The organism is Mycolicibacterium litorale (genome assembly GCF_010731695.1).
Lineage (GTDB): Bacteria > Actinomycetota > Actinomycetes > Mycobacteriales > Mycobacteriaceae > Mycobacterium > Mycobacterium litorale.
Map to the genome: position 1 here is coordinate 1,428,877 of NZ_AP022586.1, position 11,000 is coordinate 1,439,876.

Annotated in this window: 8 protein-coding genes; 7 read left to right on the forward strand and 1 reads right to left on the reverse strand. The window is 68.0% G+C overall.

All coding sequences use genetic code 11. From position 1 onward, the window contains the following. Position 1: 1 nt before the first annotated feature. The 5 genes from G6N30_RS06635 (at position 2) to G6N30_RS06655 (ending at position 6,186) form a co-directional block, all read left to right on the forward strand. Entirely contained in the window at positions 2-943 is a 942-nt protein-coding gene (locus G6N30_RS06635) for a copper transporter (RefSeq protein ID WP_134060998.1), read from the forward strand. Between the two features lie 124 nt (positions 944-1,067). Further along, positions 1,068-2,840 carry a CTP synthase gene (locus tag G6N30_RS06640; protein ID WP_134060997.1) on the forward strand — a complete coding sequence of 591 codons (1,773 nt, stop codon included), beginning with the start codon at positions 1,068-1,070 and terminating at the stop codon, positions 2,838-2,840. Next, positions 2,833-3,462 carry an NUDIX domain-containing protein gene (locus G6N30_RS06645; RefSeq protein ID WP_134060996.1) on the forward strand — a complete coding sequence of 210 codons (630 nt, stop codon included), beginning with the start codon at positions 2,833-2,835 and terminating at the stop codon, positions 3,460-3,462. Before G6N30_RS06640 ends, G6N30_RS06645 begins: the two co-directional genes overlap by 8 nt. After that, positions 3,462-4,418 (forward strand): site-specific tyrosine recombinase XerD, encoded by a 957-nt coding sequence (gene xerD, locus G6N30_RS06650; RefSeq protein WP_134060995.1) that lies wholly within the window; start codon positions 3,462-3,464, stop codon positions 4,416-4,418. Before G6N30_RS06645 ends, xerD begins: the two co-directional genes overlap by 1 nt. A 73-nt stretch (positions 4,419-4,491) precedes the next feature. Continuing rightward, on the forward strand, positions 4,492-6,186 hold the full coding sequence (locus tag G6N30_RS06655) for a long-chain-fatty-acid--CoA ligase (protein WP_134060994.1): 1,695 nt from the start codon (positions 4,492-4,494) through the stop codon (positions 6,184-6,186). Here the strand turns inward: G6N30_RS06655 and G6N30_RS06660 are convergent. Then, the gene (locus G6N30_RS06660) at positions 6,125-7,462 is read right to left on the reverse strand and encodes a cytochrome P450 (protein WP_234880376.1); all 1,338 of its coding nucleotides are present in this window, start codon (positions 7,460-7,462) and stop codon (positions 6,125-6,127) included. The genes G6N30_RS06655 and G6N30_RS06660 overlap by 62 nt on opposite strands. Positions 7,463-8,607: 1,145 nt before the next feature. Here G6N30_RS06660 and G6N30_RS06665 point away from each other — a divergent pair. After that, the gene (locus G6N30_RS06665; RefSeq protein ID WP_134060993.1) at positions 8,608-10,347 is read left to right on the forward strand and encodes a thiamine pyrophosphate-binding protein; all 1,740 of its coding nucleotides are present in this window, start codon (positions 8,608-8,610) and stop codon (positions 10,345-10,347) included. After that, a complete protein-coding gene (locus G6N30_RS06670; protein WP_134060992.1) occupies positions 10,328-10,993 on the forward strand; it encodes an SRPBCC family protein in 666 nt (221 codons plus the stop codon). The genes G6N30_RS06665 and G6N30_RS06670 overlap by 20 nt, the downstream gene beginning before the upstream one ends. The last annotated feature ends 7 nt before the right edge of the window (positions 10,994-11,000 follow it).

Genomic DNA, 11,000 nt, shown 5'->3' on the forward strand with positions numbered 1-11,000 from the left:
GGTGATTTCGCTACGTACGCATGCGATCTCGCTGGCGGCGGTGTTCCTGGCGCTGGCGATCGGCGTGGCGCTGGGTTCGGGACTGCTGTCGAACACGGTGCTGTCCGGGCTGCAGAACGACAAGCAGGACCTGCAGAACCAGATCAACGTCCTCACCGACGAGAAGAACGGGCTGAACGAAAGGCTGAGCGCGGCAGGCGAGTTCGATGCCCAGATCGCCCCGCGGGTGCTCCGCGACGCCCTCGGCGGCAAATCGGTGGTGCTGTTTCGCACCCCTGATGCCTCCGACGACGATCTCGACGCGCTGACCCGGTCGATCGGCCAGGCCGGCGGCACGGTCAGCGGGACGGTGGCGCTGACCCAGGAGTTCATCGACGCCAACTCGGCGGAGAAGCTGTTGTCGGTGGTCAACTCGCCGATCGTGCCCGCCGGGAAACAACTGAGCACCACAGCGGTGGATCAGGGCTCTCAGGCCGGTGACCTGCTCGGGATCGCGTTGCTGCTCAACAAGGACCCGGCCGCGCCGGTGGTCAGCGACGCCGAACGCGAGACCGTGCTCACCGCCCTGCGCGACACCGGATTCCTGACCTTCGGCAACAACCCCGTCGGCGCCGCCAACACGGCGCTGATCGTCACCGGCGGCGGACTCGGTGACGACGCGGGCAATCGCGGTGCGACGGTGGCACGCTTCGCCGCCGGACTCGCCAAACACGGGTCCGGCACCGTGCTGGTCGGGCGGGACGGTTCGGCATCCGGCACCGGAGCCGTCGCGGTGACCCGGTCGGACGCGGCGTTGGCGGGAGCGGTCAGCACGGTCGACGACGTGGACACCGAATCGGGCCGGATCACCACCGTGCTCGCGCTGGCCGATCTGATCGGCGGCGCCCGCCCGGGTCAGTACGGAGTGGGACAGGGGGCGGGCGCGGTCACCATCGCCCCGTGACCACGGCGCGCCACCGACGACCTGTCGGAGTCGGTGTTAAGGTGGGGTTCCGTGGGTCGGCAGGCCCCAAAGCTAGGACCAAGCCTAGAAAAGTAAGCCCTGCCCGTCGTCACGGAGGTTGTTCTTGCCCGCGCTACGCAAGCATCCGCAAACGGCCACGAAGCACCTCTTCGTCACGGGCGGCGTCGTCTCCTCCCTGGGCAAGGGTCTTACGGGCTCGAGTCTCGGGCAGTTGTTGACCGCCCGCGGCCTGCAGGTGACGATGCAGAAGCTCGACCCCTATCTGAACGTCGATCCCGGCACCATGAATCCGTTCCAGCACGGTGAGGTGTTCGTCACCGAGGACGGTGCCGAGACGGACCTGGACGTCGGCCACTACGAGCGGTTCCTCGACCGCAACCTGTCGGGCTCGGCCAACGTGACCACCGGCCAGATCTATTCGTCGGTGATCGCCAAGGAGCGCCGCGGCGAGTACCTGGGCGACACCGTGCAGGTGATCCCGCACATCACCGACGAGATCAAGAGCCGGATCCTCGAGATGGCCGCGCCCGACGAGAACGGCCGACGGCCCGACATCGTGATCACCGAAGTCGGTGGCACCGTGGGCGACATCGAATCGCTGCCGTTCCTGGAGGCGGCCCGCCAGGTGCGCCACGAGGTCGGCCGCGAGAACTGTTTCTTCCTGCACTGCTCGCTGGTGCCGTACATGGCGCCCTCGGGGGAGCTCAAGACCAAGCCGACACAGCACTCGGTGGCCGCGCTGCGCAGCATCGGCATCCAGCCGGACGCGCTGATCCTGCGCTGTGACCGCGACGTGCCCGAAGCGCTCAAGAACAAGATCGCGCTGATGTGCGACGTCGACGTCGACGGGGTGATCTCCACGCCCGACGCGCCGTCGATCTATGACATCCCCAAGGTGCTGCATCGCGAAGAACTCGACGCGTACGTGGTGCGGCGGCTGAACCTGCCGTTCCGCGACGTCGACTGGACGCAGTGGAACGATCTGCTCAAGCGGGTGCACGAGCCGCACGAGACGGTCCGCATCGCGCTGGTGGGCAAGTACATCGACCTGTCCGACGCCTATCTGTCGGTCACCGAGGCGCTGCGGGCCGGCGGGTTCAGGCACCACGCCAAGGTCGAGATGCGATGGGTGGCGTCCGACGACTGCGAACTCGACAACGGTGCGGCCGCGGCGCTGGCCGACGTCGACGGTGTGCTGATCCCCGGTGGGTTCGGCATCCGCGGTATCGAGGGCAAGATCGGCGCCATCACCTACGCCCGCAAGCGCGGGCTTCCGGTGCTCGGACTGTGCCTGGGATTGCAGTGCATCGTGATCGAGGCCGCCCGTTCGGTCGGCATCACCGGGGCCAACTCCGCAGAATTCGACCCCGACACGCCCGATCCGGTGATCTCCACGATGGCCGACCAGCGCGACGCCGTGGCCGGCGCGGCCGATCTCGGTGGCACCATGCGGTTGGGTGCGTATCCGGCTGTGCTGGACGCGGATTCAATCGTTGCGAAGGCCTACGAGTCGACCGAGGTGTCCGAACGCCACCGGCACCGCTACGAGGTCAACAACGCCTACCGCGACCGGATCGCCGAGAGCGGTCTGCGCTTCTCGGGCACCTCGCCCGACGGTCACCTCGTCGAGTTCGTCGAGTACGACGCCGAACAGCACCCGTTCCTCGTCGGCACCCAGGCGCATCCCGAACTCAAGAGCAGGCCCACCCGCCCGCACCCGCTGTTCGCGGCGTTCATCGGTGCGGCGCTGGACTACAAGGCCGCCGAGCGGTTGCCGGTGGAGATCCCGGAGCACCGATCCAACGGTGTGGAACACGGCGAGAACTCAGAGGGGTTGACCGGGCAGCTGTTGCAAGAACCCGCGTCTCGTGGCTGAGCACGACTTCGAGATCGCCGGCAGCGAGACCGTGTACGTCGGCAACATCCTGGCGTTGCGCGCCGATGAGGTGCGGATGCCGGGCGGCACCACCGCCCGACGCGAAGTCGTCGAACACTTCGGCGCCGTCGCGATCGCCGCGCTCGACGAGGACGGCAACATCGCGCTGGTCTACCAGTACCGCCACCCGGTCGGCCGCCGGCTGTGGGAACTGCCTGCCGGGCTGCTGGACATGGGCGGCGAACCACCGCACCTCACCGCGGCGCGGGAACTGCAGGAGGAGGCGGGGCTGGCCGCGTCCGAGTGGCGGGTCCTGGTGGACATCGTGTCCTCCCCGGGGTTCAGCGACGAGAGCGTGCGGGTCTACCTCGCGACCGGGATCAGTGAGATCGACCGTCCGACGGCGCACGACGAAGAGGCCGACCTGATCGTCAAGAAGGTGCCGCTGTCGGAGGCGGTCCGTATGGTGCTGTCCGGCGAGATCGTCAATTCGATTGCGGTGGCCGGAATCCTGGCGGTGCACGCCCATGGCGGTCGGAATTCGGGTGCGGAGGCGCTGCGCCGGGTCGACGCGGAATGGACCGACCGGCCGCGCGCCTTCGCCGGGCGGAAAGGTCACTGATGACCACCTCAGCTGTTCGACGGTCGGCGCTCGACGATCAGCTGCAGGGTTACCTCGACCACCTCACCATCGAACGCGGCGTGGCGGCCAACACGCTCAGCTCCTACCGCCGTGACCTGCGCCGCTACGCCGAGCACCTCACCGCGCGCGGGGTGGAGGACCTGGCTGCGGTCACCGAGACCGACGTCAGTGAGTTCCTTGTCGCATTGCGGCGCGGCGATCCGGACACCGGCGCCAACGCGTTGTCGGCGGTGTCGGCGGCCAGGGCGCTGATCGCGGTGCGCGGTCTGCATCGCTTCGCGGCTGCCGAGGGATTGACCGACGTCGACGTCGCCCGCGCGGTCAAACCGCCCACGCCCGGACGCCGGCTGCCCAAGAGCCTGTCGATCGACGAGGTGCTCGCCCTGCTGGACGGCGCCGGGGGCGACAGCGAGGCCGACGGCCCCCTGACGTTGCGCAACCGCGCGCTGCTCGAACTGCTGTACTCGACCGGGGCACGCATCTCCGAAGCGGTCGGCCTCGACATCGACGACATCGACACCCACGCTCGCTCGGTGCTGCTGCGGGGCAAGGGCGGCAAGCAGCGCCTGGTGCCGATCGGCCGGCCGGCCGTCACCGCGCTGGACGCCTACCTGGTTCGGGGCCGGCCGGATCTGGCGCGCCGCGGCCGGGGCACTCCGGCGATCTTCCTCAACGCGCGGGGCGGGCGGTTGTCGCGCCAGAGTGCGTGGCAGGTGCTGCAGGACGCGGCGGAGCGGGCCGGGATCACCTCCGCGGTGTCCCCGCACACGCTGCGGCACTCGTTCGCCACCCATCTGCTCGACGGCGGCGCCGACGTGCGCGTCGTGCAGGAACTCCTCGGTCACGCGTCGGTCACCACGACGCAGATCTACACCATGGTGACCGTGCACGCGCTGCGCGAGGTGTGGGCGGGCGCCCATCCGCGGGCGCGCTGAGCCGCCGCCCGGTTTCCGCGGTAACCGCCTTCTTGTGTGGCATCGGTGCCACGATCGGGGGAAGGAGGGCGTTATGGACGGATTGATGCAGGACCGTCCGCTGCTGATCTCGTCGCTGATCGAGCATGCGGCCACGTTCCATGCCGACACCGAGATCGTGTCGCGGCTACCGGAGGGGCAGACCCGCAGGAGCACGTGGAGCGAGCTTCGCGACCACGCCAAACAGGTCGCCAATGCGATGGCCGAACTGGGTGTCACGGCCGGTGACCGGGTCGGCACACTCGCCTGGAACAGCGACCGGCACCTCGCCATGTACTACGGCGTATCCGGCGTCGGCGCCGTGCTGCACACCATCAACCCCCGGCTGTTCCCCGAACAGATCGGCTACATCGTCAACCACGCCGAGGACCGCGCGTTGTTCTTCGACACCACATTCGCTCCGCTCGTCGAACGCCTTGCCCCGCAACTGGACACGGTGGAGAGCTTCGTCGTGATGACCGATCGCGCCGGTATGCCGGAGATCGATGTGCCGAACCTGCTGTGCTGGGACGACCTGGTCGGGGTCCAGTCGACACAGTTGGCGTGGCCGGAATTCGACGAGCGAAGCGCCTCGTCGCTGTGCTACACCTCGGGAACGACGGGCAACCCGAAAGGGGTGTTGTACGCGCATCGTTCGACCGTGCTGCACGCCTTGATGGAACTGTCTCGCGACACCTTCGACATCCACAGCGGCTCCACGCTTCTCATGGTCGTGCCGATGTTCCACGCCAACGCCTGGGGTACGCCCTACGCCGCGGCGATGACCGGCGCCAAGCTCGTCCTGCCCGGGCCGCACCTCGACGGTGAGAGCGTCTACGACCTGATGCGCCGCGAGCGGGTCACCTTCGCGGCGTGTGTGCCGACGGTGTGGACGATGCTGTTCGCCTACCTCGACGAGCACCCCGAGATCGACGCGCACGAGGTGGGTCTGCAGTTGGCCGGCGTCGGCGGTGCGGCGCTGTCCCAGTCGATGCTCGAACGCCTGGAACGGGATTTCGGCGCGACCGCGCTGCAGGGCTGGGGGATGACCGAAACGAGCCCCATCGGCGTCATCGGCAGGTTGTTGCCCAAGCATGCCGGGCTGCCGCGCGAGGAACAAACAGCGGTCAAGCTCAAACAGGGCCGCGGCGTGTGGGGCGTCGACCTGAAGATCGTCGACGAGGATGGCCGGGTGCTGCCGTGGGACGGCAAGGCTTTCGGGCATCTGCACGTGCGGGGCCCGTGGATCGCCAGCGGCTACTTCAAGGGCGAAGGCGGCGACCAACTCGACTCGGAGGGGTTCTTCCCGACCGGGGACGTCGCCACCATCGACGCTGACGGCTATGTCCACCTGGTCGACCGCGCCAAGGACGTCATCAAATCCGGGGGCGAGTGGATCAGTTCGATCGACCTCGAGAACGCCGCGATGGCACACCCGACGGTCGGCGAAGCAGCGGTCATCGGGGTCCCGCACCCCAAGTGGGACGAACGCCCGCTGCTCCTGGTGGTACCGCGCCCCGGTCAACGGATCGACCGCGAAGAATTACTCGCCGATCTCGCCGGCACGGTCGCGAAGTGGTGGTTGCCCGACGACGTGGTCGTCGTCGACGAACTGCCGCACACCGCCACCGGCAAACTGCTGAAAACCGCTCTGCGCGACCAGTACCGCGATCACACGTTGCCGCGAATCACGGCGGGCCCGGACTCCGGCGCGCCGTCACGTCCAGCCGGATCGGGTCCGCCGGCGTGACCGCGATACCCCGCGCGACGCTGCGCGGGACGGGGGCGCCGGCACCGCGGTGCGGCATCCGCAGGTCGAGCAGCGTCAGAATCGTCCCCAGCGCGATCGCCAGTTCGGAGGTGGCGAACGCGGCGCCGATGCACCGGCGATGACCGCCGCCGAACGGTGCGTACTCGAACGGTGTCGGCCGGTGTGTCAGGAACCGGTCCGGATCGAACCGGTGCGGTTCCGGCCAGATCTCCGGGTTGAAGTGAAGTGCGTAGAGCGCGACGCCGACGACCCGTCCCGGCGGGTGGGTGACCCCGTCGACGGTGAGTGGTGCGGTCAGGCGTCTGAGCACGATGGGAACCGGCGGGTGCATCCTGAGCACCTCTTTGATCACCGCGCCCAGGTACGGAAGGGCGGTGATATCCGAAGGTGTTGAGCTGCCGGACAATTCGGCGTTGATCCGGGCGCGCACCGTATCGTCGCGATACACGTGGTAGAGCGCCCAGGTCAGCGAGGACGCGGTGGTCTCGTGGCCCGCCGCGAGAAGGGTCCGCAGCTGGTCGAGCGTCTCGGCGTCGGTGCGGCCGCGTCCGGATTCGTCGGTGGCGGAGAGCAGCAGGCCCAGCATGTCACCCCCGGGCGGGTTCGGTGGCCGTCGCTGCGTCACCTCTTCCGACAGCAGTCGGTCGAGGCCGTCGCGCAACCGCAGCAGCTTCGCCCACGGGCCCGCTCCGCCGACCTCACGGCGCAGCGCCGGGACGAGCATCAACGGGGCGGTGTTGGCAGCGAGGAGGTCTTTCACCGCCTGCCTGTACCGCATGCGCCGAGCGGGATCGGCGACACCGAACACCACCCTGACCGCGACGTCCAGCGTGATGTCGACGGCGAGGGCATAGACGTCGACCGAATCTCCCGGGCACAGCTGCCGGATCTGCTCTGCGGTCGCGGACGCGATCACCTCGGCATAGCTCTTGATCTGTTCGCCGTGGAACGCGGGGGTCAGCAGCGCGCGCTCGCGGCGGTGCCGCTCACCGGACAGCAGGATCAGCGAGGCCGGACCCACGACCGGCTCGACGGGGTTGGGCAGCGGTGCGCGGCACCCCTGCGTGGGCGCAGTGAGGATGTCGCGCGCCGCACTGCTGGTGCCGTGGAAGACGACGCGGCCCAGTCCTGGGAAGTGCAGGACGACCGGTCGCTGGGTGACGGCCTTGCTCGTGAAGAATCCGACCGGGTCGGCGGCGGCCGACGCGGCGCGCAGCAGCGCCGACGGAGAGGCGGTGAAAATCGCCTTCACCACGCTCCCACCTCACCCGGCGGCGGCAGAGCGAATACCCGGGGAACCTCCTGCGCCGGCGCAGCGTCATTGCGGACTGCCCGGGGGTCGATGTCTGCGTTTTTGCTGTGAATCTCGGTGCGTGCGGTTTCCACTGTTCGACGCCCGGGTATCAACGCATGATCGGTTCCCTGGGGCGCCCGACGGCGGAGTCCTGCGCTTGTGCGGCTTGCGGTCGTACCGGATCGTGTTTGCGCTGGTCGCAACGCCACAGACCGGTTCGCCGATTGTCCGCGCCGACATCTCGGTGACGACGGGCGGTCGCTGACCCGGGTCGGCGTGAGCGCCGCCGGCGCATTCTTCGTCATCACGTCGGCAGTCGGTAACCGATTTGCACCGAATGACGTTCGAATGCCGGCGGCAGAAATCAATTCAGGGATTTGTAATTTACCCCGAAGTAAATCCGGAAATAGAATTCCTGTCATATGTCCGCCTTTATCCGGGCACTCCTGCGACAATTCCGGAAGGTTTCACTTCCGACGATGTGTTTGCGAGACGGTGCCGGCATGCGGCCGTCCTGACCGATCAGGTTACGCCCGTGGTGCCGAAGGGGCGCCCGAACGCTTCAGGACGGACGGCAGACTGTGATTTGCGAGTTTCCTGCGAGCAACTCCCTCGTGTGATCGCGGTCCGTGACCGACGGTGGTTGTCGTCGTGTGAAGCACGACCAGCGGTCGCATGTTGACTGCTGATACTCCTAGTACGCAGCACGGAGCGATTCGGTTCAACAGTTTCGGTCCGCCTCGCCGACGCCCAGCCGGCGTGAGCGGCCCGGCCGGTCCCGGCGCGCCGATCCGTGTTGCTGCCGTCCGCGACTGCCCTCGGGTCCGCGGCGGCGCGTCGTGGCGGTGGCGGAGGGACGGCCGTGAACAAGAAGGGTTTCTCTGAGCTGTGGCGTTTGCCGCTTGCGAAGAAAACGGCTGGTGGCACGGCCGTCTTATCTGCCACAAAGCGAAATCGTCGTTGATTCAGAAAGCACCTCACGAATATCACGGATGATTATCTGTCGGTGTCCGATAATCGGGCGTAACGTATCGCAGCCAGAGAGGTCGACTCGCATTCCGGGGGCCGCAATTCGCGCGGAGTGGCGATGAATCGGGGTGGTTTCCATGGTTGGCAGTGAACTCGGCTCACGCGTCGTCGACCACATCGTCGACTACCTGGCCGCCGGTGGTGTCCGGCACCTGTTCGGCGTCGACGGAGCGAATATCGAAGACGTCTACGACGCCGCCCACTTCCGCAGCGACATCACCGCGGTCCTGGCCAAGCACGAGTTCTCGGCCGCCGCCATGGCCGACGGCTACAGCCGCAGCGGCGCGGGATTGGGGGTCGTCATGGCGACCTCGGGCGGCGGGTCGCTCAACCTGGTCCCCGGGCTGGGGGAGTCCTTGGCGAGCCGCGTTCCGGTGCTGGCGCTGGTCGGGCAGCCACCGCTGGCGCTCGACGGGCGCGGGAGCTTCCAGGACACCAGCGGATGTAACGGTGCGCTGGACGCCGTCGCGCTGTTCTCCGCGGTCTCGGTGTTCTGCGAACGAATCACCGAACCTGCCGACATCCTCACCGCGCTGCCGCGCGCCGTGCTAGCGGCCGCATCGGGTGGACCGGCGGTCCTGTTGTTACCCAAAGACATTCAGCAGTCGGTGCTCGACAGTGGCCGTTACCCGAGGAACGGGCGGAGGCCTGTTCCGGTAGCGCGGCAGATCGGCGATCCGCTCCCGATCGTGCGGGCACTCCGGAAGGTGAGCGGTCCGGTCACCATCGTCGTCGGCGACCAGGTGATCCGCGACGACGCCCGGGCGGAACTCGAACAACTCAGGGCCGTGCTGCGCGCCTGCGTGGCGGTGACGCCGGATGCCAAGGACGCCGCGGGCACACCCGGTATGGGGTCGTCCTCGTCGGTCGGTGTCACCGGCGTCATGGGTCATCCCGGCAGCGCCGACGCGATCGCCCACAGCGCGGTGTGCCTGGTGATCGGCGCGCGCCTTCCCGTCACCGCACGCGCCGGCCTGGACGAGGCGCTGTCGGGAACCCGCGTCCTGTCGATCGGGTCGGCCCCGCCCTATGTCCCGTGCACCCACATCCACAGCGACGACCTGAAGGCCGCCCTACCTCTGCTGACCCGAGGGCTGACCGGGCATGGTCGGCCGCACGGTCTGCGGGTTCCCGACTCGATCCCGCGCACGGAACTGACGCCACCGGCGTTCACCGGTACAGGCGTGCGGTACCGGGACGCGATGACAGCGCTCGACCGGCTGCTGCCCGCCGACGTCGACATCGTCGTGGATGCGGGTAACACCGGCGCGGCCGCCGTGCACCATCTCCCCGTGCGCCGGCGCGGCCGGTTCATCGTGGCGCTGGGTATGGGCGGGATGGGTTACAGCTTCGGCGCCGGGATCGGCGTGGCGTTCGGCCGGCGCAGGCGAACCGTGGTCATCGCCGGCGACGGCTCCTTCTTCATGCACGGTCTCGAACTGCACACCGCGGTGCAGCACCGGCTGCCGGTGACGTTCGTGCTGTTCAACAACAACGCCCACGCCATGTGTGTGACGCGCGAACAGCTGTACTACGACGGCACTTACAGCTACAACAGGTTTCAGCCCAGCCACCTCGGTGCCGGCCTGTCCGCCATGTTCCCCGGCATGTCCTCGGTGGACGTCACCCACATCGACGACCTCCCCGCGGCGATGGAGTCCGCGTTGCACCGCCACGGGCCGTCAGTCGTCTCGATCGACTGCTCGGCCGACGAGATCCCGCCGTTCGCACCGTTTTTGGTCGCCGGGAAGGCGACCGCCGCCAGCCTGCCCACCATTCACGAGGAGGAATCGATCGATGTCCCTGCCAGCGCTTGACGATATCGTCACCCACACCGGGAACCCCGGGCCGATCGACGGAGTCATCCGGATCGAGACCTCGCCACGGGAGAAGGCGACCCCGATCATCATGGACATGATGCGGTCGGTCTACCCGCACGACGAGGTGTTCGGCGACTTCTGCACGGTCAACAGCTACATCGACTGCCCGCCGGACGCGCTGTTCGACTATCTCTCCGACACCCGCAGCCTCGAGGAATGGACCTACAGTCTGCGCGGTTTCGAGCCGACCGCCGAGGAGGGGTTGTGGCTGGCATGGGACCGCCTCGGCTCCGAGACCGAGATCTACACCAGGACCGTCTTCAACGAAGCGGCCGGGACGGTCGACTACCACTGCGCCTGGGACCAGGGCAGGCATCTGTGGATGATCTACCTGATGCGCGTCGTCGACGCCCGGGTGGTGCTCGACAAGCCGGGATCGGTGGTGCTCTGGACGAACTGTCACCACCCCTTCTACGACCACAACCCCTATCCGGAGACCGCGCCGCCCGAGCGGCCGGTGTGGGTCGGTGACTTCTGGGACATGTTCGGCGCCGGACACCTGCTGGAACTGAAGAACCTCAAGGCGATCGCCGAATACCGCCACCACAACGGCCTGCCGATCAAACCGGCCTGGATGGACTGAGGCACGA

Coding starts and splice junctions, on each gene's coding strand:
- xerD (WP_134060995.1), top strand. CDS start 3,462: ATGACCACCTCAGCTGTTCGACGGTCGGCGCTCGACGATCAGCTGCAG.
- G6N30_RS06655 (WP_134060994.1), top strand. CDS start 4,492: ATGGACGGATTGATGCAGGACCGTCCGCTGCTGATCTCGTCGCTGATC.
- G6N30_RS06670 (WP_134060992.1), top strand. CDS start 10,328: ATGTCCCTGCCAGCGCTTGACGATATCGTCACCCACACCGGGAACCCC.
- G6N30_RS06665 (WP_134060993.1), top strand. CDS start 8,608: ATGGTTGGCAGTGAACTCGGCTCACGCGTCGTCGACCACATCGTCGAC.